Annotated in this window: 20 protein-coding genes, 1 tRNA gene and 2 pseudogenes; 10 read left to right on the forward strand and 13 right to left on the reverse strand. The window is 65.8% G+C overall.

The annotated features are described in order from the left end of the window. The first annotated feature begins 17 nt into the window (after positions 1-17). Positions 18-1,193, forward strand: a complete 1,176-nt coding sequence (locus Q8P46_17655; protein ID MDP2621973.1) for a GNAT family N-acetyltransferase — start codon at positions 18-20, stop codon at positions 1,191-1,193. Here Q8P46_17655 and Q8P46_17660 read toward each other — a convergent pair whose 3' ends face one another. Next, complete coding sequence (locus tag Q8P46_17660; protein ID MDP2621974.1) at positions 1,194-1,691, reverse strand: CAP domain-containing protein; 498 nt, start codon at positions 1,689-1,691, stop codon at positions 1,194-1,196. After that, positions 1,688-4,186 carry a DUF3772 domain-containing protein gene (locus tag Q8P46_17665; protein ID MDP2621975.1) on the reverse strand — a complete coding sequence of 833 codons (2,499 nt, stop codon included), beginning with the start codon at positions 4,184-4,186 and terminating at the stop codon, positions 1,688-1,690. The genes Q8P46_17660 and Q8P46_17665 overlap by 4 nt, the downstream gene beginning before the upstream one ends. Positions 4,187-4,428: 242 nt before the next feature. Between Q8P46_17665 and Q8P46_17670 the strand changes: the two genes are divergently transcribed. The 4 genes and pseudogenes from Q8P46_17670 (at position 4,429) to Q8P46_17685 (ending at position 6,283) form a co-directional block, all read left to right on the forward strand. Further along, entirely contained in the window at positions 4,429-5,457 is a 1,029-nt protein-coding gene (locus Q8P46_17670) for a methionine synthase (protein ID MDP2621976.1), read from the forward strand. A 72-nt stretch (positions 5,458-5,529) separates the two neighbouring features. Next, on the forward strand, positions 5,530-5,814 hold the full coding sequence (locus tag Q8P46_17675; protein ID MDP2621977.1) for a type II toxin-antitoxin system RelE/ParE family toxin: 285 nt from the start codon (positions 5,530-5,532) through the stop codon (positions 5,812-5,814). Continuing rightward, a pseudogene (locus Q8P46_17680) lies at positions 5,786-6,079 on the forward strand (HigA family addiction module antitoxin). Before Q8P46_17675 ends, Q8P46_17680 begins: the two are co-directional and overlap by 29 nt. Positions 6,080-6,118: 39 nt before the next feature. After that, on the forward strand, positions 6,119-6,283 hold the full coding sequence (locus tag Q8P46_17685) for a YegP family protein (protein MDP2621978.1): 165 nt from the start codon (positions 6,119-6,121) through the stop codon (positions 6,281-6,283). Positions 6,284-6,414: 131 nt separating this feature from the next. Here Q8P46_17685 and Q8P46_17690 read toward each other — a convergent pair whose 3' ends face one another. Together Q8P46_17690 and Q8P46_17695 are read right to left on the reverse strand one after the other, a co-directional pair. Beyond that, positions 6,415-7,680, reverse strand: a complete 1,266-nt coding sequence (locus Q8P46_17690; GenBank protein ID MDP2621979.1) for a tetratricopeptide repeat protein — start codon at positions 7,678-7,680, stop codon at positions 6,415-6,417. A gap of 596 nt (positions 7,681-8,276) precedes the next feature. Next, a tRNA-Arg gene (locus Q8P46_17695) sits at positions 8,277-8,353 on the reverse strand. 80 nt (positions 8,354-8,433) lie between these two features. Between Q8P46_17695 and Q8P46_17700 the strand changes: the two genes are divergently transcribed. Both Q8P46_17700 and Q8P46_17705 read left to right on the forward strand, forming a co-directional pair. Next, positions 8,434-9,246 carry a thermonuclease family protein gene (locus Q8P46_17700; GenBank protein ID MDP2621980.1) on the forward strand — a complete coding sequence of 271 codons (813 nt, stop codon included), beginning with the start codon at positions 8,434-8,436 and terminating at the stop codon, positions 9,244-9,246. After that, entirely contained in the window at positions 9,227-10,696 is a 1,470-nt protein-coding gene (locus Q8P46_17705) for a M48 family metalloprotease (GenBank protein ID MDP2621981.1), read from the forward strand. Before Q8P46_17700 ends, Q8P46_17705 begins: the two co-directional genes overlap by 20 nt. 183 nt (positions 10,697-10,879) lie before the next feature. Here the strand turns inward: Q8P46_17705 and Q8P46_17710 are convergent. The 6 genes and pseudogenes from Q8P46_17710 to Q8P46_17735 all read right to left on the reverse strand — a co-directional run bounded on the left by Q8P46_17710 (position 10,880) and on the right by Q8P46_17735 (position 17,237). Beyond that, positions 10,880-11,446 (reverse strand): annotated as a pseudogene (locus tag Q8P46_17710) (CarD family transcriptional regulator). Between the two features lie 461 nt (positions 11,447-11,907). Further along, positions 11,908-12,246, reverse strand: coding sequence for a ferredoxin family protein (locus Q8P46_17715; protein ID MDP2621982.1), 339 nt, complete (start codon positions 12,244-12,246; stop codon positions 11,908-11,910). Between the two features lie 66 nt (positions 12,247-12,312). After that, on the reverse strand, positions 12,313-12,489 hold the full coding sequence (locus Q8P46_17720) for a hypothetical protein (GenBank protein MDP2621983.1): 177 nt from the start codon (positions 12,487-12,489) through the stop codon (positions 12,313-12,315). A gap of 219 nt (positions 12,490-12,708) precedes the next feature. Further along, complete coding sequence (locus Q8P46_17725; protein ID MDP2621984.1) at positions 12,709-13,113, reverse strand: RNA-binding S4 domain-containing protein; 405 nt, start codon at positions 13,111-13,113, stop codon at positions 12,709-12,711. Positions 13,114-13,115: 2 nt separating this feature from the next. Continuing rightward, on the reverse strand, positions 13,116-15,998 hold the full coding sequence (locus Q8P46_17730; protein ID MDP2621985.1) for a helicase-related protein: 2,883 nt from the start codon (positions 15,996-15,998) through the stop codon (positions 13,116-13,118). Between the two features lie 333 nt (positions 15,999-16,331). Beyond that, positions 16,332-17,237, reverse strand: coding sequence for a DUF3108 domain-containing protein (locus Q8P46_17735; GenBank protein MDP2621986.1), 906 nt, complete (start codon positions 17,235-17,237; stop codon positions 16,332-16,334). A 279-nt stretch (positions 17,238-17,516) separates the two neighbouring features. On the opposite strand from Q8P46_17735, the gene rpmB reads away from it, so the two are divergent. Both rpmB and Q8P46_17745 read left to right on the forward strand, forming a co-directional pair. Further along, positions 17,517-17,807, forward strand: coding sequence for a 50S ribosomal protein L28 (gene rpmB, locus Q8P46_17740; GenBank protein ID MDP2621987.1), 291 nt, complete (start codon positions 17,517-17,519; stop codon positions 17,805-17,807). Positions 17,808-17,850: 43 nt separating this feature from the next. Continuing rightward, a complete protein-coding gene (locus Q8P46_17745; GenBank protein ID MDP2621988.1) occupies positions 17,851-18,456 on the forward strand; it encodes a queuosine precursor transporter in 606 nt (201 codons plus the stop codon). A gap of 19 nt (positions 18,457-18,475) precedes the next feature. On the opposite strand, the gene cobT is transcribed toward Q8P46_17745, so the two are convergent. From cobT to Q8P46_17760, 3 genes are all read right to left on the reverse strand, one after another. Then, a complete protein-coding gene (cobT, locus tag Q8P46_17750; GenBank protein MDP2621989.1) occupies positions 18,476-20,380 on the reverse strand; it encodes a cobaltochelatase subunit CobT in 1,905 nt (634 codons plus the stop codon). Between the two features lie 22 nt (positions 20,381-20,402). Then, entirely contained in the window at positions 20,403-21,398 is a 996-nt protein-coding gene (cobS, locus tag Q8P46_17755) for a cobaltochelatase subunit CobS (protein ID MDP2621990.1), read from the reverse strand. Positions 21,399-21,463: 65 nt separating this feature from the next. Continuing rightward, positions 21,464-22,072: a DnaJ domain-containing protein gene (locus tag Q8P46_17760; GenBank protein ID MDP2621991.1), complete on the reverse strand. Its 609-nt coding sequence runs from the start codon at positions 22,070-22,072 to the stop codon at positions 21,464-21,466. Between the two features lie 54 nt (positions 22,073-22,126). Here Q8P46_17760 and Q8P46_17765 point away from each other — a divergent pair, with 54 nt between their 5' ends. Next, positions 22,127-22,408, forward strand: coding sequence for a BolA family protein (locus Q8P46_17765; protein MDP2621992.1), 282 nt, complete (start codon positions 22,127-22,129; stop codon positions 22,406-22,408). Positions 22,409-22,545: the final 137 nt, after the last annotated feature.

Here is a 22,545-nt window from a genome sequence, read left to right on the forward strand (position 1 = left end):
CAGGCGGCGGCGCGAAAGTGCCGGGCAAACTGCGCGTCGAGCGCGTCGAGCGCGTCGAGCGCGTCGACGGCGAGGCGCGGCTTGCGGCCCTCATTCCCGCCTGGCGCGCGCTTGCCACGGAGGCTGCGGAGAAGAACAAGCTCATGGAGCCGGCCATGGCGCTGCCGGCCTGGCGCCACGTCGAAGGCGGGACGGGCATCGGCTGGCTGTTCGTCTGGCGGAACGGCAACAGGGAGACGAATGGCGAGCGGCTCATCGCTGTTATGGCGCTCGCCAACCGGCCACCGTCGCCGGGCCTGCCGTTCCGAACGGCGGAAGTTTGGCGCCATGGGCTCGGCTATCTCGGAACGCCGCTGATCCACCGCCGCCATGTCGAAGAAGCCGTCTCGGCCGTGCTCGATTGGCTGCAAGCGCGCGGGCACGGCCCGCGGCTCTTGCGGCTGCGGCAGGTCGGGGCCGAAGGCCCGATCTACGCCGCGTTCCGTGGCGCCCTCGCCGCGCGCGGCTTGCCGCTCATGGAATTCGAGCGTCATCGCCGCGCCTGTCTGAGCAGCGATCAGTCGGGGGCCCTCTATCTTCGTGCCGCGCTTGGGCGCAAGCGGCTCAAGGAGTATCGCCGTCTTGAAAAGCGCCTGGCGGAAAAGGGCGCGCTCAGCTTCCAACCGGTGACGGACGAGGACGGGATCGAGCGCGCCGCGGAGGACTTTCTCAAACTGGAGCAAAGCGGCTGGAAGGGCCGGCGCGGCACGGCGCTCGCTCAGGACGCTCATTCGCTTGCCTTCTTCCGCGAGATGATGGCCGGGCTGGTGGAGGAGCGGGGCGTTCGCATGGTCCGCCTGATGCTCGGCGACCGCGCGCTCGCCGTGGCCGTTCTGCTGGTCAGCGGCGATGAGGCGTGGCTTTGGAAGATTGCCTTCGATGAAGTCTATGCGCGCTTTTCTCCCGGCGCGCAGCTCGTGGTCGCGCTGACCGGCGCTCTTCTCGACGGTGGAGAGTTCCGTCTGGTCGATTCCTGCGCCGCGCCGGACCATCCGATGATCGACCATATCTGGCGCGAACGCATCGCGATCACCGATGCGCTTGCCGTCATTCGCCCCGGCGCGCTTCCGCCTGGCGCCATCTTCGCGACCGTGCGGGCGGCGCGGGCGGCACAGGCGGCGGCAAAAACGTTTCTTGCAGGGCTACGGCGCTGACTACGAGCCGTCCGCCAGGATGAGCGACCAGTACAGCTTGTATTTCGAAGTCGGTGCATAGGTGGCGGCGATGCCCATGCGGCGGGCCTTGGCGAGCAGCATGTTGGCGTTGTGCGGCGGGCTGCCGCGCCAGCCGCTGATGGCATCGGCGATGGTGTGATAGCCGGCGCCGACATTTTCCGCTGCCGCCGTGAAGCCGATGGCATGCGCCGCCAATCGCTTCGCCAGCGCGCCGTTGGAGATGTCATGGCCGACGCGGTCGTGGCTTGCCATGTCGCGGGCGTGCGCCGCTGCTGCCTTGGTCAGCGCCGGGTCGAGCACCAGCGGCGGCAGGCCGGCTTGCTGGCGATGCTGATTGATGAGGTCGCGCGCCGCGGCGGCATCGATCTCGACGTCCTCGCGCGCGAGGCTCGCATAGATCGGGGGGATGCCGCCATCCGCGCAGGCGGCAAGCAGCAGCGCCAAGGTGAGAAACAGAAAATGCCGCTTCGCCTTCATTCGGCCTCCCGGTTGCGGCGCGCACGGGCCTTCCCCGCCGCCTTGTTGTCGTCGCGGCCTCTCGCCAGCGCCTTCTCGATGCGGTCGATGTCGCGCAGATGAACGTCCCGCTGCGGGAACGGGATCTCGATTCCCGCTTCCTTCAGCGCCTTGTGGATCGCAAAGCGCAAATCGCTGCGCGTCGTCAGGGACACGTCGACATTGCTGATATAGGCACGCAGTTCGAAATCGAGCGAGCTTGCGCCGAAATCGTGGAAATAGACGCGCGGTGCCGGCTCGCGCAGCACGGAGGGGTGCTCATCGGCGCATTTGAGCAGCTTCTGGCGAACCTTCTCCGGATCGGCGGAATAGCTGACGCCGACCGGCACGGTCACCCGGCCCACCAAGTTGGAGTGCATCCAGTTCTTGACGACGCCGCTGATCAGGTCCGAATTGGGCACGATGACGGTCGCCCGGTCAAAGGTTTCGATCTGGGTCGCGCGCACGCTGATCTTGCTGACATAGCCTTCTTCGTTGCCGACGACGATCCAGTCGCCGGCCTTGATCGGGCGTTCGGCAAGCAGGATCAGGCCGGAAACGAAATTATTGACGACACTCTGCAGCCCGAAGCCGATGCCGACCGAAAGCGCGCCGGCGACGATCGCCAGATTGGACAGATCGAGGCCGAGAAAGGTGAATCCAACCGCCGCCGCGACGATGATTCCCGCATAGCCGAAGGCAGTCTTCAGAGAATCGCGGATGCCGACATTGAAGCGCGTGTGCGGCAACAGGCGCTGCTCCAGCCAGCGCTGGATGGCCCGCGTGACCACAAGGCCGATTAGAAAGATCGCCAGCGCCAGCAGGATGGCCGAAAACGAGATCGTAATGTCGCCGATCGTGAAGCCGAAAAAGGCGGTCCTCAGCCAGCTGAACACGTCCTTGGTCTCGATTCCCCAGGGTACCAGAAGGAAGGAGGCGGCAACCAGCACCAGGACCACGCGCAGCGCGCCGCTGAGAAGGATGCCGGTCTGGACGACGGCTTCACGGCGCATTCCGAACATCGTGGCGACCGCATCGCCCACCCCGTCCGCGGCTTCCAGCCCGTCGGTCAGTAGCGTGTCGACCAGAGCCAATGCCAGAATCAGGGTCGCAATGATGGCGCCGCCGACGACGAGCTGCGCGGCGATGAAGCTGGCCAGCGACAGATAGCCGAGGATGGCGGCGATCGGGATGGCAATGACGCCGAGCCAGGCGAGCGCGGAGATCCATGGCCAACGGAAAAGGGTAGGCGGCGGCGTGTCGGGCGCTTCGCGCAGGTTCGAGGGGCGCGCATGCGTGAGGGCGATGGCCAGCAGGATGGCGATCAGCATGCTGGTCAGCACGTCCTTGGCGACGCTTACCGACAGCGGCGCGAACAAGACCCGATTGGCCGTGTCGGCGAATGCGTCGATCGCATAGACCGCGGCAGTGGCGATGATTGCCGCGTTGACGCGCCGCGCCGCCACGTCAGGGAGCGGAAACAGCCGCCAGGTCGGCCGCTTCGGCGCCAGCAGCACCCATGTCAGGCCCTCTATGAACACGAACAGGACGATCGCGCGCAGGCCCGCCGTGGCGAGGCGGTCGACGCGGTCGGGCAACAGGTCGAATCCGGAAAAAACCGCATAGAGCAGCGTCAAGGCAAGCGCCGGGACCGCCACGTTGAAGGTCACGAGCCACGCCGCGGCGGAGACCTTGTGCAGGCGCGGGGGCTGGGTGCGCGCCGGGTCGCGGGCGGCGACGCGCAGCAGGAGCCGACGCACCGGCAATAGCGCCAGACCGAGAACGATCAGCGCACCGCCGATCGACAAAAGCGCAGCGGCGCCGAGCCGGGCGCTGAGAATCCCTGACCAATCGGACAAAAGCAACCAGGCCCGGCCGACGACCGTGGGTGCCGCATTCAGCGCATCGAGCCACAGGACCGGGTTGAGGGCGCTGCCGTGGCGCTCGAGAATGCGGTCGGTAAACAGGGTCCGGCGGCGCTCGGCAATGCGCGTGGCGAGTTGTTCGGAGCGCAGCGAAAGAAGCCTGCCCTGCTTGATGACGGCCTGGAGCGTGGTGAGCTGCTGGTTCTGCTCTTTGCGCTCGGCCGCAATGAGCTCGCTTTCCGGCTGCTGTCCCTCGCCGGGCGGGGCCCCGAGTTGCTTCAGGCGCGCCTCGACCGCTTGCACCTGGGGGACGATCTGAGCGACGAGGGCCTGCGCCTGCGCCTGGACCGGGTCAATCTCCGCGCGCAGGGCCGCGAGTTCGGCGTCGGTCAGCCCCTCGCGCTGGATCGCCGCTTCGAAGCGGTCGGCGATGAGTTTCAGCATCTCCAGCGTTTGCCGGGCCCCGGCGATTTCCTCGCTAGCCGGGGGCTGCTCGGCAAGCGCCGGCGCGGGGGCGGCTTCGCCGGACGGGATCTGCGCCTCGGAGGTCTGCGCGAGGCCCGGCCGCGGCACCGCGGCAAGCAGCGCCAGCAGCGCCAGCAATGCCACCACCGCTAGCCCGGCTCGGGGAGCGAAAGCGCCTCGCCGCGCTGGAATCACTGTTTTACCGCTGTCGTCCAACGCGACATGCCTCGTGAGATTCGTTTTGTTTTTCGGGTGCGCCATCGGTGCCGGGAAAATCGGGCCGCGTCAATAGCAGGCGGTGGCCGGGGCTCAACGATCCCGATGAGACTATTGCCGCAGCCGGGACAGCGGCTATTGTCGGCACGAGGGTCGGAAGAAAGGATTGCTTCATGCTCGAGACGACGGTCGCCGGAAGCCTGCCCAAGCCGGCCTGGCTGGCTGAGCCGGAGCGGCTGTGGGCGCCGTGGCGGATGCACGGCGAGGCTTTGCAGCGGGCCCAGCAGGACGCCGTCCTGGTCTGGCTCAAGGTGCAGGAGACGGCCGGCATCGACATCGTCTCGGACGGCGAGCAGTTCCGGGTACATTTCGTGCACGGCTTCCTGGAGCATATCGACGGCATCGACTGGGAGCACAAGACCAAGATGGGCATCCGCGACAATCGCTATGTGGTCGACGTGCCGCAGGTGACCGGACCCGTCAGCCGGCCGCGCCCGGTGCATGTAGACGAGGTCCGCTTCAGCCGGGCTCATACCGGCCGCAAGCTGAAATTCACCCTGCCCGGGCCGATGACCATCTGCGACACCATCGCCGATGCCCACTACGGTCGGCGCGCCGACATGGCGATGGCCTTTGCCGAAATATTGAACGCGGAAGCGAAGGAGCTGGCGGCGCTCGGCGTCGACCTCATCCAGTTCGACGAGCCGGCGTTCAACGTGTTCATGGACGACGTCAAGGACTGGGGAGTGGCCGCCCTTGAACGCGCCGCCGAGGGGCTTTCCTGCAAGAGCGCGGTGCATATCTGCTACGGCTACGGGATCGAAGAGAATCTGCGCTGGAAGGAGACGCTGGGGGCGGAATGGCGGCAATATGAGGAGATTTTTCCGGCCCTCGATAAGAGCCGTATCGATCAGGTGTCGCTCGAATGCGCCGGCTCCAAGGTGCCGATGTCGCTGATGCGCCTGCTTAAGGACAAGGAAGTCATGGTCGGCGCGGTTGACGTTGCCACCAGCAAGGTGGAAACGCCGGAAGAGGTCGCCGCGAATCTGCGCGCGGCGCTGGAGCATGTCGATGCGGCGCGCATCTATCCGTGCACCAATTGCGGCATGGCGCCGCTGCCGCGGGCGGTCGCCGAGGGCAAGCTCAGGAGCCTTGCCGCCGGCGCCGCGATGCTGCGCAAGGAGCTGGGTAAGGCGGGTTAGCGGCCACAGCATAGCCAGGATAAGAGGGTCTTGGCTCGTTGGTTTACGGAGCGGGATGCGTTATATGCGACTATGATCCGGAGCTTTGCGGACGCTGAAACGGCCAGGATTTGGTCCGGGCAGCGCAGCCGCAAGTTGCCCTTTGACATTCAGCGCGTGGCGCTGCGCAAACTCAGGATGCTGAACCAGGCGCGTATCCTGGAGGATCTTCGTATTCCGCCGGGAAATCGGTTGGGAGCGCTCAAGCGCGGTCGCGCCGGCCAGCACAGCATCCGGATCAACGATCAATGGCGTATTTGCTTTCGATGGCATGACGGAGAAGCGAGCGATGTCGAAATCGTCGACTATCATGAGTGACGGCGAGCCGCTGGCGAACCCGCACCCGGGTGAAATCTTGCTGGAGGAATTCTTGAAGCCCATGGGGCTGAGCCAGAAGGCGCTTGCCCGGGCGATCCAAGTGCCGCCTCGGCGTATCAACGAAATTGTGCACGGCAAACGGGCCGTCACTGAAGACACTGACCTTCGACTCGCGCGCTATTTTGGCCTCTCGGAGGGCTTCTTCTTGGGGCTGCAGTCCGACTACGACCTCATGCGGCGGCGAGTCATCAAGGCTGATATACGAGAGGGGGGGAGACACGCCGGCGGTGGCAAATTCGAGATCCTGAGACAGAAAGATGGGCAGTTCTATTTCGTTCTGAAGGCAGCGAACGGCGAAATCATTGCACGGTCCGAGGCATATAGAGGCAAGTCGGGCTGCATGAACGGCATCGATTCGATCAAGAAAAATGCCATCGACGCTCCGGTGATCGACCTGAGCGCGGCTTGATCGAGAGGGCACGGATCATCAAGCATATGCGCTGACCGGTTGGGCCAGCGATATCCGAATGAGCCAAAGGCCACTCGAAAGTTGATCAAGGGCCGCTCTCTTGCATCCAGATGAGGAGCCCGCCGGGACGCTCACTGCTTGTGATTTTCCGCCCACTGGTGCGCCAGCTGATTCGCCCTTTCGACTTCCTCGGCCGTTAGCATGCGCGCAAAAATGTCACGTGCCGCGACGGCGTCGGGGTTCCCGCTCGATGCGGCCAGGTTGAACCACATGTGCGCCAGGACAGGGTCCCGCGGGACGCCCCGGCCCTTGACGTGGACGAGGGCAAGGTTGCGCTGGGCCTGGGCGTTGCCCTGCTCGGCGGCCCTGGTCCACCATTTCACCGCCTCTTCGTAGTCTTGCCGGATGCCCCGGCCGGTGCTGTACATGTTGCCGAGATTGGATTGGGCGCCGGCGAGGCCCTGCTCGGCGGCCTTGCGGTACCATTTCACCGCCTCGGAGTCGTCCTGCTGGACGCCCCGGCCATTGGCGAACATGAAGGCGATGTTGTACTGGGCTTGGGCGTCGCCCCGCGCGGCCCCTTTTTCATACCATTTCATCGCCTCCGCATAGTCGCGCCGGACGCCGTGACCGCCGCTGTAAATGTCGCCCAGATAGAGCAGTGCGCCGGTGTCGCCCTGTTCGGCGGCCATGCCGTACCAATTCACCGCCTCGGCAAAATCCTGCGCCACGCCCTCACCGTTGGCGTAAATGAAGCCGAGGAGGAGCTGGGCTTGAACATCGCCCAGCGCGGCGGCCCTGCGCCACCACCCCACCGCTGCGGCATAGTCCTTCGGCCCGCCGCGGCCGACGGCATACATGGAGCCTAGAAAGAGCTGGGCTTGGGCATAGTTCCGGTCAGCGGCCCTGCGAAACCACCTGCGCGCCTCCGCAAAGTCCTGGGGCACGCCCTGGCCCGTATTGTACATGTGGCCGAGGGTGAACTGGGCGCTGGCGTTTCCCTGATCGGCGGCCTTGCGGAACCACTTCAGCGCCTCCAAGCCATCCTGCGGCACGCCCTTGCCGTTGAAATAGATGACGCCGAGCGCGTATTGGGCGGCGTCCACGCCTTGTTCGGCGGCGAGACGATACCATTTTGCCGCCTCGGCGGGGTTTCGGGGCACGCCCTGGCCGTTGTCGTACATCAGGCCGATGCCGTGCTGGGCCATGGCGACGCCCTGCTCGGCCAGCGGACGCAGGAGCCGCATCGCGCTTTCATATTCGCCACGCCCATAGGCTGAGGCCCCGTCTTCTAACGGTCCGGCAAGGGCGGTTCCCGCAAGGTCCGCCGCCATGAGGCACGCGGCCAGCGCCGCGCCAAGCATCGAGAACAGACCTTTGCGGCGTTTGCTGGTCATCCGGGCATCCACTGGTGTGCGGGCTTCTGCGCCTCGGCCGTCCGAGCGGGCGCTGTCTTGGCGGCTTCGAGGTCGCGCTTCTTGCTCGCCGTGTCGCGCAACTCCTGTTCCGAAGCCGGGACGCAACCGGCGGCGGGGTTGAACCATTTGTACGCTTGCACATCGCCCTGCGGCACCCTCTGCCGAGGGCGTACAAGACGCCAAGGTCGAATCCGACCACGGCGCCGCTCTGACCGGCCAGCAGTCGGGGGAGCCGCAAAGCGGCAGCATGGTGGCCACACCCATGGGCTGCCTCCGCATCCTCGAGCGGCCCTGCGACGGCAGTTCCGCCTGCCATGATGTCAGCAGCCCCTCGGAAAAATTAATCGCACAAGTCAGCGCGTGATGCCAGTCCCCTGCCGGCTGTTTTCTGGCCCGCCAAGTAATTTGCAGTGAAATGTGACCGCCGCCGGCAAGACAAGAATTCGGTCAAGTGGTGGGTGTCCTTGCAGGCCCCGGCCAGACTGGCGAGCGTGATATCATTTGGCAAAGGGTGTCTGCTTTACGTTGCCCGGTGGACGGGGAAACGCTCCACCTTCCCTGACTATTGAGAGCGTTGGCGTCCCCGGCAGGATTCGAACCTGCGACCCTCAGATTAGGAATCTGATGCTCTATCCTGCTGAGCTACGGGGACATTCGTTTTGCCCTTTAGCATGATTGGCAGCTAGCGCGCAGCCCGTTTTCAATCGCGCCACCCCGCCCTAGACTGACCCCATGACCGACCGCTCTTACGTTCGCGCCGTCCTGCTGGCGGGCTTTCTGGTTCACGCGCCGGCCGCCGCGCTTGCCGCGGAAGATGACTGCCCGCCCGGCGCGGCGCACACGGCGGCAGGGAAGGTCGCTTTGCTCGGCGAAGGCGGCATGCTTATTCTCGAGGACGGGCAGCAGGTCCGCCTGTCGGCTATCGCGGTGCCGGCGGGCGAGAGTACATACGGCGAAGAGGCCCGCGCGGGACTGGAAAGGCTGCTGCTCGGCCGCGCCGTCGCGCTTGCCCATGTCGGCAGCCCGGACCGCTATGCCCGCCTGCCGGCCCACGTCCATGTCGGCCAGGGCGACGACAGGGTCTGGGTGCAGGAATGGCTGATCGCTCGAGGGCTTGCACGGGTCCAATCGTTCGAGGACAACCGCGCCTGCGCAAGTCGGCTGCTTGCGCGCGAAGACGCCGCCCGCGGGGCCCGGCTCGGCCTGTGGGCAAGCCCGCACTTTGCGGTGCGCGCGGCCGGCGAGCCGGAGGCATTGCGCCGTTTCCTCGATACGTTCCAGCTCGTCGAGGGCGAGGTGATCTCGGTAGGTGCGGCGGGCCGGCGGGTCTATCTGAATTTCGGCCGCCGCTGGAAGACGGACTTCACCGGCGTCATTGCGGCCAACGATCTCGACATGTTCGCCGCCGCCGGCATCCTGCCGTTGAAGCTGCCCAACCGGCGGGTGCGGCTCAGGGGCTGGATTTTGGAGCAGGATGGACCGATGATGGTGCTCGACCACCCCGAGCAGATCGAGTTGATCGACGATGGCGATAAGCACGATTGAGACGCGGTTGCGCCGCCGCCGGCTGGGGCTGATGGCCGTTTGGCTGGCCCTGCTTGTCGCCGGCTGCTCGGTCGACGGCAGGCTCGGCGACGGCCTCGGAAGGCTGATGAGCGAGACCGAGGAGGTCGAGCTCAGCGCCAAGGAGCACCCGAAGATCATCGGCGCATTCGGTGGCGTCTACGTCAACCCGGTGCTGCAATCGGGGCTGGAAAGCATCGTCAACCGGCTCGGTCGCGCCTCCGAGCGGCCGGACATCACCTATCAGGTGACGGTGCTCAATTCCCCCAACATCAACGCCTTCGCGCTGCCCGGCGGTTATCTCTACGTCACCCGCGGCATGCTTGCCCTGGCCAGCGATGCCGACGAGCTCGCCGCGGTGCTGGCGCACGAAATGGGCCACGTGTCGGCCCGCCACGCCGCCAAGCGCCAGAGCGAGGCGCTGCGGGCGGTATTTCTCGGACGCATCAGCCACGTGCTGCGCGATCCGGCGGCCATCGGCCAGGCGCTGCGCGGCAGTGAGTCCATGCTCGCCAGCTTCTCGCGCAACCAGGAGCTGGAAGCCGACGAGATCGGCGTCGAGACTGCGGTCAGGGCGGGATTCGACCCATACGGAGCGGCAAGCTTCCTGGAAGCGATGAGCCGGGACAGCGATGAGCGCGCGCAAGCTCTCGGCCAGGAGCGGGACGCGCACCGGCCGACTCTTGCTTCCTCGCATCCGGCGACGCCGGAGCGCATCCGCCGCGTCATGGAACTCGCCGGCAATCTCGGATTCGCGCCGGGCAAGCGGACCCGCGAGCGCAGCGCCTATTTCGACATGATCGATGGCGTTCTTTATGGCGAGGATCCGGCGGAAGGCTATGTGCGCGGCCGCAGATTCCTGCATCCGACGCAGATGTTCACCTTCGCGGTGCCCGAGGGCTTCAGCCTGCAGAACAGCCACGAAGCGGTCTTTGCCGTCGGCGGCAACGACGCGGCGCTGCGCTTCGACGGTATCGAGGTTGCCGCCGACCAATCCCTGGAGGATTACGTCGCCGCGGTGTGGGCGCGCGGCACCGACGTCGGCCAACTGCGCAGCGAATCGATCAACGGCATTCCGGTGGCGTTCGGCGAGGCGGTCCATGAGGGCTGGCAGTACCGATTGGCGGCGGTCCGCCTGACCCCGCAACGCGTCTACCGCTTCCTGTTCGCCGCGCGCGAGATCGACGCCGAGGGCGAGCGCGATTTCGAGCGCATCGTCGGCAGCCTGCGCACCTTGAGCGAACGGGAGGTGACCGCCCTGAAACCGCTGAAGCTGCGCATCGTCACCGTGCGCCCCGGCGAGACCGTACGCTCGCTCGCCCGCCGCATGGCCGATAGCGGTGATCGCGAGGAGCGCTTCCGGATCATCAACGGGCTTGCCCCGGGCGAGGAGGTGCGCGCCGGCCAAGAGATCAAGCTGATCGGGGAATAGCCGGGGAACTCATGAATGAAGAAGCCCGGCCAACAGAGCGCGGTCAGCAAAAGTGGGGACCGGTTCTTGCCTCCGACCGCGCCCTAGCTTTTAATGTGGCGCGCGGTCCGGGCGGCTGACCGGCAACCCCTCAGCCTGATTGCGCGCCGGCCGGGCTCCGGAAATTTGCTGCGGAAGGGTGGGTCAGGCGGCTTCGACCTGCTTTTCGGCCTCGTCCTGGACCGCCCTGGTACGCTTCGGAGACTTTGTGAGGATTTCCTCGATCAACGGCACCGCCTCGCTCTCGAGGATCTTGCGCACCGTGGCGACTTCGCGCGCCATACGGTCCAGAGCCGCCTCGTAAAGCTGGCGCTCGCTGTAAGACTGCTCCGGCTGGCTTTCGAGCCGGTGCAGATCGCGAACCACCTCGGCGATGGCGATCAAGTCGCCGGAATTGATCTTCGCCTCATATTCCTGGGCCCGCCGGCTCCACATGGTGCGCTTGACGCGCGCGCGGCCCTTAAGCGTATCGAGCGCCTTCTGAACGGTCGCCGCCTCTGAAAGCTTGCGCATTCCGACGCTTTGGATTTTCGCGGTCGGCACCCGCAGGGTCATCTTGTCCTTTTCGAAACTGATCACGAACAGCTCGAGCTTGGCGCCAGCGACCTCCTGCTCCTCAATCTCGACGATCTGCCCGACGCCATGCGCCGGATAGACGACATACTCGTTTGTCCGGAAACCCGACCGCTGATGAACCGGCTTCCTCTTCTCAGTTGCCATACGCTTGTCTCTACTCCTATGCATTCGCGATCCGCGCCCTTTCGCGAGGATCGAGTTGACGATGGAGCCCCGGCGCGCCGCGCGCCCTAGCTTCGCTTCCATCGCGACACGGTCGATTTGTCAGGCCGTAAATGCCCTTTCAAGCGCTCGCCGCATCAAGACGCCCGACAAGATGCCGGGGCGTGTTCGTGCCGCATCCGCCTTCGACGCAAATACCCCCCTTTGCCAGACATTCCTTCATGCCGGCAGTTGCCCAGCCCTCTAGCCATAAAAAATCCGCCATCATCCGCGGCGGGATTGCATGCGCTGAGGCCTTAATCGACGCATTTTCTTATATAGCACAAAAAAGCGCCGATTTGAAGCCGTTTGCGCACCCGACAACGAAAAAAGCCAATTTTCGCGCGGTCTTGCCGCAGTGCAGCAAGGAAATCGGGGGGATCAATACCGGCTTTTTAATCGCCCTCGCCGGGCTCTTTGGAGAAATATTTGTCGAATTTGCCCTCTTCGCCGTCATGCTCCTCGGCATCCTCGGGCTGTTCTTTCTTGGCGGTGATGTTGGGCCACTTTTCGGACAATTCGGCGTTCAGCTTCAGCCACTTCTCCAAGTCCGGCTCGGTATCCGGCTTGATCGCCTCCGCGGGGCATTCCGGCTCGCACACGCCGCAATCGATGCATTCGTCCGGATGGATGACGAGCATGACCTCGCCCTCGTAGAAGCAATCCACCGGACAGACCTCGACACAGTCGGTGTATTTGCACTTGATGCAGTTCTCGGTGACGACATAGGTCATGGCACACTCCGGATTATGTGCTGCGCAGCGGCCGGACGCCGCGGCACTCAATGGCCGGCTCGACTGCTATACGAAACGGCGGTGGTGCGCAACCGCCTGCGGCAAGGTGCGGCGCCGCGTCTCGCCGCCATCTCCGGCGTTGAGGAAAGCGATCACCCGGGCTTCGTCGACGGTCACTCGGCGCGTCATCTTCAGCCCTGGTTCCGGCGCTTCCTTCATTGCGGCAACCGTCGATCCCTGCACCGTACCAATCGTTTGGCAGTTCCTGTCATTTTTGTAACACAAAAAATCCACTCTCGTGTCTAGAAATGTATCATATCATCTGGCCGCCGGAACACTCCGATTTCTGCGCGGCCGGCGCAAGATCATCATAGAGGCATCATAGAGTCATCGCGCTTCCGCCGATTTCGTTGCCACTCCATGCGGGCTCGGCGTGCTTTCGAACGGATGCGAATGCCTGATCTAGCGCTGGCGCAGCGCCGTCAGCGCCCGCCGGTCGCGTTTCGTCGGCCGGCCGGTGCCGCGCGGGCGGGCGGCGACCGGAGCTTGCGCGCCGGCTTGGTCGGGGCCAGGCTTCTGCGGCTCGGGCGACAGGTCCTCGTAGAGCGCGCGTGCCTTAGCGGCGGGGCCGCGACGGGCGGCAAGAGCCAGAATTTTCAGCACCCGGACCTGGCCGCCATGGACGAATGTCAGCACGTCGCCGGGGCGCACGGTGCGGCTCGGCCGGGCGGTCTTGCGCTTATTGACGCGCACTTGGCCCGAGGCGGCAAGACGCGTCGCAAGGGTGCGCGTCTTGACGATGCGCGCGTGCCACAGCCACTTGTCGATGCGCTGACCGGGAACTGCTTCGGGCGACGGTTCAGGCAAAGTCAGCGCTTCCGCCCGCTCTTGCCGGCGTCTTCGAGTTCGCGTTTGAGCTCGGCAAGGGCTGCGAACGGCGACAGCGGGTCGGGTGTGCCGGGCTTGCGGTCAGGGCGCTTCGCGGCGCCGGAGTGGTCCCGGCCATGCAGCTGCCGATCGGTCTTGCGCGGCCATTTCTTCCGCGCACGCGCCGGCGCTGAGCGCTGCTCCCGCGGAGTCTCGCCTTTCTTGTCGGCGGCAGCGCGCGGCCGTTTCGGTCTGGCCACGCGGACGCGCCACACCCCGAGTATCGCGGTGCTGCCCCCCGGCGTATTGCGGGGGGAGTCGGCGGCGTCAGCCTTGGGATTGTCGGGCGCCTCCGGGGCCGGCGCGCCGGCGGCAGGGGCGTTGCCATTCGCGGCAGCGGACGCGTCGCCTGCCGCCGGCTCGGAAGCGGCCGTATCCCCCGTTGCCGCCAGCAGCGCCGAGCCGTCGCGGCGGAAGCCGATGCTTTTCAGCACCTCCGCGAAGCTCTCGCCCGAGCAGCCGACGAGCGACATCATGGCCGCGGTCACCACGAAACGGCCCTTGCCGAGCGCGCCCTCGGGCGCGGCGGCGCCGTTCTCGGCGGGCTTCCAGGCGATCAGGGGACGGACGGCATCGGCGAGCCGCTCCAGCATGTCAACGCGCACCGCGCGGCGAGCGCAGATGCGATAGCCGATAGCGGCGTAATAGCCCTTCGGCACGGCGTCGTCGACGGCGACCGACATTAGGCCCTGGACCGAGGGCTGGGGCAGGTTTTCCAACAGCTCTGCCGTCAACCCGCCGTGACGCAGCGCCCAGAGCAGGCGGATGACGCGGGTTGCCGCCGGCTTCAATAGTGCGGGAATGAAAATCGTATGGGCGCCGAAGCGCACGCCGATGCGCCGCAAAACCCCGCGCGCTTCCTGGTCGAGCTGCCGCATCTCATCGCTGACCCGATGACGGGGCAGGAAGCCAAAGCATTCGACCAGCCGAAACGCGATGCCGCGCAAGAGCCCGTTGTCGGTCTGGATCGTGCGCAGGCCCAAGAGCGGCGCCAGGACCTCGCCGATGTGACCTGCGATCCAGCGGTCGAGGCGCTCCTGGATGCGATTGCGGTCGGGACCTTGAAGCTGGTCATCGGCGATCAGCGCGATGCGCGGGACGAGCGCATCGTCCGCGGGGACAAGCCGGGCCACCGTCTCGCCGGCCCAGGTCAGCTCGCCTTGATCGCCAAGGCCGATCTCCTTGTCTGCGGCTTCGGCAAGCCGGGTTGCGCGACTTGAATACTCGGCCGCCAGGCCCTTGAGCGCGGCGGCGCGCAACGTCTTGCCATGGGTGCTGCCGGCGGCGGCATCCGGGGCGAAATGAAAGCCGCGCAGATGGCCCACATGCTGGCCTTCGACGCGCACGTCGCCGTGCTCGATTTCCAGCTCCAGATCGACATTGTCGCGCAGCCGGCGCAACAGCACGCTGGTGCGCCGGTCGACGAAGCGTTGCGCCAGGCACGCGTGCAGGGCATCGGACAGGCGGTCCTCGATCTCCCGCGTCTGGCCCTGCCAATGGGCCGGGTCATCGAGCCAATCCGGCCGGTTGGCGACGAAGGTCCAGGTGCGCACATGGGCGATGCGGTTCGACAACGTGTCGATATCTCCGTCGGTGCGGTCGGCATAGGCGACCTGGCGGGCGAACCAGTCGTCGGGAATGCGGCCTTCGGTCTGCAGATAGCCGAAGATGGTGGCGATGAGCTCGGCGTGGTTGGCGGGTGCGATCTTGCGGTAATCGGGGATCTGGCAAACCTCCCACAGGCAGGCGACGTTGGCCCGCGCGCTGGACATGTCGCGCAGGTCCGCGTCGCGGCAGACAATGTCGAGCGCGCGCTCGTCGTCGGCGATGGGCGCCCGCGTCAGACCCGGCTGCGTCGGGGTCACGGCGAGACTTGCCTTGAGCGCGTCGAGGCTCGCGAAATCGAGGTTGGAATTGCGCCACTGCAGCATCTTCAAGGGCTCGAAGCGATGCCCTTCGAGGCGCTCGACAACCTCCTGGGCGAACGGCTCGACGCGGCCGGTCACGCCGAAGGTGCCGTCGCGGAGATGGCGGCCGGCGCGGCCGGCGATCTGGCTGATCTCGGCCGCGCTCAGGGTGCGGAACTGGTGGCCGTCGAACTTGCGGTCGGCGGCGAAGGCGACATGGTCGATATCGAGGTTCAGGCCCATGCCGATGGCATCGGTGGCGACCAGATAGTCGACCTCGCCGGCCTGGTAGAGGTCGACCTGAGCGTTGCGGGTGCGCGGGCTGAGCGCGCCGAGCACCACGGCGGTGCCGCCACGCTGGCGGCGGACCAGCTCGGCGATGGCGTAGACCTCGTTGGCGGAGAAGGCGACGATGGCGGCGCGGCGCGGAAGTCTGGTCAATTTGGTCTGGCCGGAATAGCGCAGCGCCGATAGGCGCGGACGCTGCAGGAGATTGACGCCCGGCAGCAGGCTTTCGATCAGGGGCCGGATGGTGTCGGCGCCGAGCAGCAGCGTTTCCTGCCGCCCGCGACGGTGCAGCATACGGTCGGTGAAGACGTGGCCGCGGTCGAAATCGGCGGCGAGCTGGATCTCGTCGACGGCGAGGAACGCGACCTCGACGTCGCGCGGCATGGCCTCGACGGTGCACACATAGTAGCGCGGGGAGGGCGGTTTGATCTTCTCCTCGCCGGTAATCAGCGCCACCTGGTCGGCGTCGATGCGCTCGATGACCTTATTGTAAATCTCCCGCGCCAAGAGCCGCAGCGGCAGGCCGATCATGCCGCTCGCATGCCCGAGCATGCGCTCGATGGCGAGATGCGTCTTGCCGGTGTTGGTCGGGCCGAGCACCGCGACGAGGTTTTCGCATGCGGGGGTCATGAGCCAACTCTTGTCATAGGGCGTATGCCGGCGGAGGTAAATCGCCGCCCCGCGCGGTCCGACTGTATCAGCATGAAACGATGGGGGCCGGGTTCCGGCCGGGAGAATTTAACGAAAGGGGCAAAAACAGAACAAACCCCGCCCGAATCACTGACCTCGGCATTTTCCCGCATTGGTCTCTACCAGATATTGTGAAGTCCGATCCGTCGCACACAATTCATGCCGGACGCTGCCTCATCACGTCCGTTCCCGCCGTCTCCGCGGTTAACTACGGTAAGCGGGAAGTTAAATTCTTGTCCGGCCGGATCGTGCTTCCGGGCCCTGCAGGCGTCCCTATCCGGCCGGCGATATGGCGGCCTGCTGCTGCTTTTTCGAAATCTTGATCTTGCTCAGGGATAGAACCGCGGACCCGATCGGCGTCGGCAACATTGCCCGATACGGCACCAGCATACCGGCGCTCGTCACTGGCGCCAGCCAAATCTCGATATCCTCGCTGTTCTGCCAATAGAGCGTCGAATTGACCTGCGGTTTGTGGCCGGCGATCGGGTTGTACTTGATCTTGCAAACGAACAGGCTGGTCCGCTCCTGCGGCTTGCCGGCCACCGGGGCGGTCTCGGTGCGTTTGTAGGAGAACACGAGATCGTAGCGGTGGCGGCCGTCGAAAATCGGCAGCCGGCGATCGCAGACGCTGTTGCCGTCGAGCTCGCCCTTCGGCAACGGCAACAGGACCGCGCTCAGCGGATCGAGTACGCCGGTCCGATGGGCCGGCTTGATCGGAACGCGCGCGGCCGAAGGAGACTGCGGCGGATCGACCGCGAGCTTGTCGACGGTGTCGTTGCTGAAATGCATCTCGACGCTCTGATTGCGGTTGCCGCTCAGGAACGACAGCCGGTAGCTTGCCGGCAGGACGTTCAGTCCGGCAAAGGCGCCGGCGCTCTTGGTCGAGCCCTCGAACTTGGCGATCAGCTCGACCAGGCGCGAACTGTCGCCGCGCCCGGAAATGCTATAGCCGCGGCTATCGAAATCACTGAAGAACTTGAAGCTGGCCAGCGAGATGCCGGCAATGGAAAGCTCGTATTTGGTGACGACGGTGGTGGTTCCGTCCGCATGCGCCGGCGGACCGGAAAGCAGCAAGGCGAACATGAGCGCGGCGCCGGGAAGCGCGGAGCACAGGCGGCGCGGATGCATCAGATTCAACGACTTCGACCCGACCCAGACAAACCCGTTACAGGACAGCACGACATCATCTCCCTCGACAAGACCCCTGTCGTTCCGCGTGCCGACGCCTAATCCCGCTTGTCCCCGCGAACGGTGTCGCCTCGTTGCGCCTAGTGAGGCCTACGGGCTCATCATGCCGTTCAAATGGGTCAATCCCATGGCTGCTCGCGACCGCTGCAAACCGCATCTGCGCCGCTTGACGCCCGTTCGCCCGCCAACTATACCCTGCCCGAATTTCCTAACTAAGAGGAAAACGCGGCTCAACAATCTTCCGGCCGCGCAACGATAAGGACAAAGCTCATGGCACGGCGATGCGAGCTGACCGGCAAGGCGGTGCAGACCGGCAACAATGTCAGCCATGCGAACAACCGCACGCGGCGGCGCTTCTTGCCGAATCTGTGCAACGTCTCGCTGCTCAGCGAAACCCTCGGCGAGCAGGTCAATCTGCGCATCAGCGCCCATGCGCTGAGAAGCGTGGAGCATCGCGGCGGCCTCGACGCCTTCCTCGCCAAGGCCCGCGACAGCGAGCTGTCCACCAAGGCGCGGCGGCTGAAGCGGCGGCTCGCCAAGGCCCAGGCGGCTTCGGCCTGAGCGGCCGTCCATCCTCATGAGGCTTGTTCAATCCTTGCGCCCGATGGCCGTGCCCGTGGCGGCGATGTGCGTCATCGTCGTCGCCGCCAACATCATGGTTCAATATCCCTTCCGCCCGGTCGGGCTGCAGGACTATTTCACCTGGGGCGCGTTCTCCTATCCGGTTTCGTTCCTAGTCACCGACCTCACCAACCGCCGCTTCGGGGTTGCGGTGGCGCGCCGCGTGGTCATCGTCGGCTTCGCGCTGGCGGTGGGGCTGAGCCTGTATATCGCCTCTCCGCGCATCGCGCTCGCCTCGGGTTCGGCGTTCCTAGTGGCGCAGCTTCTCGACGTCACCGTGTTCGACCGGCTGCGGCATCTTTCCTGGTGGCGGGCGCCGCTCATCTCCTCGCTGGTCGGCTCGGCGGTCGATACGGCGATATTCTTCTCGCTCGCCTTCGCGGCGTTCTTTTCCGTATTCGGGCCCGACATCCCCTTCGCCGTCGAGGAGACGAGCGCGTTCGGCGGGCTCTTGGGCGAGATGCCGCGCTGGGTTGCCTGGGCGATCAGCGACTTCGGCGTCAAGCTGTTCATGGGATTGATGATGCTGGTGCCCTATGGGGCGCTGCGCGGCCTCATCCGTCCAATCGGTGCGATGCGCGTGACCTGAATCGGTTCCCCGGCTTTCCTCACGCCCGCGCGGCCTGGCGGGCGCGCAGCGCGGCGCGCCGCTGCGCCTGCGGGTCGCGCTTCTGGCTGTCGTCCTCGAACAGCTCGGCGAGCTTGTCGGTCATCGCCCCGCCGAGCTCCTCCGCATCGACGATGGTGACGGCGCGGCGATAGTAGCGGGTGACATCGTGGCCGATGCCGATGGCCAGGAGCTCTACGGGCGAGCGGGTCTCGACGGCGGTGATGACCTGGCGCAGATGGCGCTCCAGATAGTTGCCGGAATTGACCGACAGGGTCGAATCGTCGACCGGGGCGCCGTCTGAGATCATCATCAGGATGCGCCGCTGCTCGGGCCGGGCGAGCAGCCGCTCATGCGCCCATAACAGCGCCTCGCCGTCGATATTCTCCTTCAACAGCCCCTCGCGCATCATCAGGCCGAGATTGCGCCTGGCGTGGCGCCAGGGCGCCTCGGCGGCCTTGTAGACTATGTGGCGCAGATCGTTGAGACGGCCGGGATTGGGCGGCTTGCCGGCCGCCAGCCACGCTTCGCGCGACTGGCCCCCTTTCCACGCGCGCGTGGTGAAGCCGAGAATTTCGACGCGCACGCCGCAGCGCTCCAAGGTACGGGCGAGGATATCCGCGCAGGTGGCGGCGACGGTGATCGGGCGCCCGCGCATCGAGCCGGAATTGTCGAGCAAGAGCGTCACCACGGTATCGCGGAAGTTCATGTCGCGCTCGCGCTTGAAGGAGAGCGGATGCATCGGGTCGACGACGACGCGCGACAGGCGGGCCGCGTCGAGCAGGCCCTCTTCAAGGTCGAAATCCCAGGCGCGGTTCTGCTGCGCCATGAGGCGCCGCTGCAGCCGGTTGGCAAGCCGCGTGACCACGCCCTGGAGATGCACGAGCTGCTTGTCGAGGAAGCCGCGCAGCCGTTCGAGCTCCTCCGCCTCACACAGATCCTCCGCCTTCACCGTCTCGTCGAACCGGGTGGTGAAGATGCGATAGCCGGCGGCCATCCGGTTGTCGTTGGGGTGGGCGTTTGGCCGCCACGGATCGTTGGCCTCGCGCGTCGCATCGGTGTCCTCATCCTCGGCCAAGCCGTCGGCGTCGCTTTCGGCGGCCTCGCTCAAGCCCTCCTGCTGGTCCTCTCCGCTCCGATCGCCTTCCTCGAGGAAGGCCGCCTCGGCGGAGTCGCTCTCGCCGCCTTCTTCCGACGCGTTTTCGCCGACATTGTTGCGCTCGTCCTCCTCGCTCTCCTCCGCGTCCTCGGGATCGGAGCCGAGCTCGTCGCCCATGTCGAGATGGGCAAGAAGATCGCGCAGGATGTGGGCGAAGCCGCGCTGATCGTCGAGCGCTCCGGAAAGCGCGCGGATGTCGTCGCCGGCCTTGACCTCGATCCATGGCCGCCACGCGGCGACCAGACGTTTGGCGCACTCCGGCGGCGCCAGGCCGGCCAGCGTCTCGCGGACGATCAACGCCAGCGCCTGGTCGAGCGGCGCCTCCTCGCGAGTCGACATCTCGGCGGCGTTCTGGCGCTCCAGAGTCTCGGTGATCATGGCGGTGAGATTGCCGGCGATGCCGTCCATGCGCCGCGCGCCGATGGCCTCGACGCGCGCCTGCTCGACCGCATCGAAAGCGGCCCTCGCATTCTCGCCCGGCGGCCGGAAGGTGCGATGCACGGCAGGGTCGTGGCAGGCCAGCCGCAAGGCGATGGCGTCGGAATGGCCGCGCGTCACGGCAACGTCCCTCAGCGTCATGCGGCGCGGCGGTTCGGGAAGGCGGGCTTGCGAGCCATGCAGGCTGGCCCGGTCGGTGCCAAAGGCAACCGCGAGTTCCGGCTCGCCGGAAATCGCCCGCATGGTCGGGCCCAGCGCCCGCTTGAACGGCTCGTTGGCCGTCCCGTTGCTTCTGCGGTCCTTGGGCATGGGTTCAAACGCCGGGCCGGCGTTACATCAGCGCCACGTTGGCGGTCGATTCAGGCAGCTCCTCGGCGAAGCAGCGCTGGTACATCTCGGCCACCAGGCCGCGCTCCAGCTCGTCGCACTTGTTGAGGAATGTGACGCGGAAGGCAAAGCCGATATCCTTGAAGATCTCCGCGTTCTCGGCCCAGGTGATCACCGTCCGCGGGCTCATCACCGTCGACAGGTCGCCGTTCATGAAGGCGTTGCGGGTGAGGTCCGCGACCCGCACCATCTTGGCGACGATCTCCTGCCCCTCGTCGGTGCGATAATGCTTGGCCTTGGCCAGCACGATGTTCACCTCGTCGTCGTGGGGCAGATAGTTAAGGGTAGTGACGATCGACCAGCGGTCCATCTGACCCTGGTTGATCTGCTGGGTGCCGTGATAGAGGCCGGAGGTGTCGCCGAGACCGATGGTGTTGGTGGTCGAGAACAGCCGGAAGGCCGGATGCGGGCGGATCACCCGGTTCTGGTCGAGCAGGGTCAGCTTGCCCGAGACCTCGAGCACGCGCTGGATGACGAACATCACGTCCGGACGGCCGGCATCGTATTCGTCGAACACCAGCGCCGTGTTCGACTGCAGCGCCCAGGGCAGGATGCCCTCGCGGAACTCGGTCACCTGCTTGCCGTCACGGATCACGATGGCGTCCTTGCCGACGAGGTCGATACGGCTGATATGGCTGTCCAGATTGACCCGCACGCAAGGCCAGTTGAGCCGGGTTGCAACCTGCTCGATATGGGTCGACTTGCCGGTGCCGTGATAGCCCTGGATCATCACGCGGCGGTTGAAGGCGAAGCCGGCCAGAATGGCGAGCGTCGTCTCGCGGTTGAACAGATAGTCATTGTCCAGCTCCGGAACGTGCTCGTTTCCTTCCGAGTAGGCCGGGCACTCAAGATCGGTGTCGATCCCGAACACCTGGCGGACCGAGATCTTCATGTCCGGCGGCGGCGGGACTTCGCCTGGCGCAATCACTTGAGTTGTCATCACTCCTCCGGTGCCGGTGCCCCCCGGGTCTGACCCGAGCAGGCCGGCCTTAAGCGGCCGCGAAGTTAGCAAAAACCGGCGCTCTTAAGATAGGTATAGGCTTGGATGATTTCACGTAGTCTGTGTTCCGAACTGCGGTCGCCGCCATTGGCGTCGGGATGGTGGCGCTTGACCAGCGCCTTGTAGCGCGACTTGATTTCCGCCGCGCTCGCCGTTCCGTCGAGGTTGAGGGCGGCAAGCGACTTGCGCTGGGCATTGTAGACCGGACGCCGTCGGGCCTGCTCCTGCTCCTGCTCGCGCCTGGCGCCGAAGCGCCCGGAGAACACGCTGAACGGGTCCTGAAAGCCGTCGGCAAAGGCGGTGAATGAGGAATCGGCTCTGCCGTTCACGCCCATCGACCAGGTCGGGCGATGACCGGTCGCCGTCTGGGCCTGATAGCGGGCGATGTCGGCGTCCGTCATGCCGTTGAAATAATTGTAGGAGCGGTTGTATTTGCGCACATGATCGAGGCAGAAATGGAAGAATTTCCCCTCGCGGCCGCGGCCCTGCGGGGCCGGATAGGCGCCGGCCTGCGTGCAGCCGGGCTCGGCGCAGCGCGGGCTTCGCGCGCGCAGCATCTCTTCCGCGTTCGGCTTGACGCGGATGCGATCGAAATATTTCGAGTCCAGTTTCATCGAGCAGATTATGGGTATGCGAGCCAGGCGAAGCAAGCGAGAGGTTGCGACATCATGTCCGTCAAACAGCAAATCATAGGCAAATTAACGCGGGCTTTCGCGCCCGGCGCGCTCGAGGTGACCGATGATTCAGAGCGCCACCGCGGTCATTCCGGCTATCGCGAGGGCGGCGAAACGCACTTTTCCGTCCGCATGGTTGCTGCGGCCTTTGCCGGCAAAAGCCACATCGAGCGCCACCGCATGGTCAACGAGCTCCTTGCCGAGGAACTCTCAGGCCGCGTTCACGCCCTGGCGCTCAACCTGCTCGCGCCCGATGAGCCGATGGCTGGCGACTAGAGCGGTTCATGGTTATAGGGGATCGATTCGATGGGCCAAATCGGTTCATCCGGGCAGGCGTGGGCCGCGACGCGCGATACGGGATATCGGGCGAGCGCCGCAACGAACCCGGTGGGCCGATTTGGCCCACCGAAGGC

The sequence above is a fragment of the Hyphomicrobiales bacterium genome (assembly GCA_030688605.1).
GTDB lineage: Bacteria > Pseudomonadota > Alphaproteobacteria > Rhizobiales > NORP267 > JAUYJB01.

Bases quoted from the DNA above. Each gene is read 5' to 3' on its own strand.
- cobT (MDP2621989.1), bottom strand. From the start codon at position 20,380: ATGCCCAAGGACCGCAGAAGCAACGGGACGGCCAACGAGCCGTTCAAG.
- Q8P46_17675 (MDP2621977.1), top strand. From the start codon at position 5,530: ATGATCCGGAGCTTTGCGGACGCTGAAACGGCCAGGATTTGGTCCGGG.
- rpmB (MDP2621987.1), top strand. From the start codon at position 17,517: ATGGCACGGCGATGCGAGCTGACCGGCAAGGCGGTGCAGACCGGCAAC.
- Q8P46_17670 (MDP2621976.1), top strand. From the start codon at position 4,429: ATGCTCGAGACGACGGTCGCCGGAAGCCTGCCCAAGCCGGCCTGGCTG.
- Q8P46_17660 (MDP2621974.1), bottom strand. From the start codon at position 1,691: ATGAAGGCGAAGCGGCATTTTCTGTTTCTCACCTTGGCGCTGCTGCTT.
- Q8P46_17730 (MDP2621985.1), bottom strand. From the start codon at position 15,998: ATGACCCCCGCATGCGAAAACCTCGTCGCGGTGCTCGGCCCGACCAAC.
- Q8P46_17705 (MDP2621981.1), top strand. From the start codon at position 9,227: ATGGCGATAAGCACGATTGAGACGCGGTTGCGCCGCCGCCGGCTGGGG.
- Q8P46_17700 (MDP2621980.1), top strand. From the start codon at position 8,434: ATGACCGACCGCTCTTACGTTCGCGCCGTCCTGCTGGCGGGCTTTCTG.
- Q8P46_17760 (MDP2621991.1), bottom strand. From the start codon at position 22,072: ATGAAACTGGACTCGAAATATTTCGATCGCATCCGCGTCAAGCCGAAC.
- Q8P46_17765 (MDP2621992.1), top strand. From the start codon at position 22,127: ATGTCCGTCAAACAGCAAATCATAGGCAAATTAACGCGGGCTTTCGCG.
- cobS (MDP2621990.1), bottom strand. From the start codon at position 21,398: ATGACAACTCAAGTGATTGCGCCAGGCGAAGTCCCGCCGCCGCCGGAC.
- Q8P46_17715 (MDP2621982.1), bottom strand. From the start codon at position 12,246: ATGACCTATGTCGTCACCGAGAACTGCATCAAGTGCAAATACACCGAC.
- Q8P46_17745 (MDP2621988.1), top strand. From the start codon at position 17,851: ATGGCCGTGCCCGTGGCGGCGATGTGCGTCATCGTCGTCGCCGCCAAC.
- Q8P46_17690 (MDP2621979.1), bottom strand. From the start codon at position 7,680: ATGACCAGCAAACGCCGCAAAGGTCTGTTCTCGATGCTTGGCGCGGCG.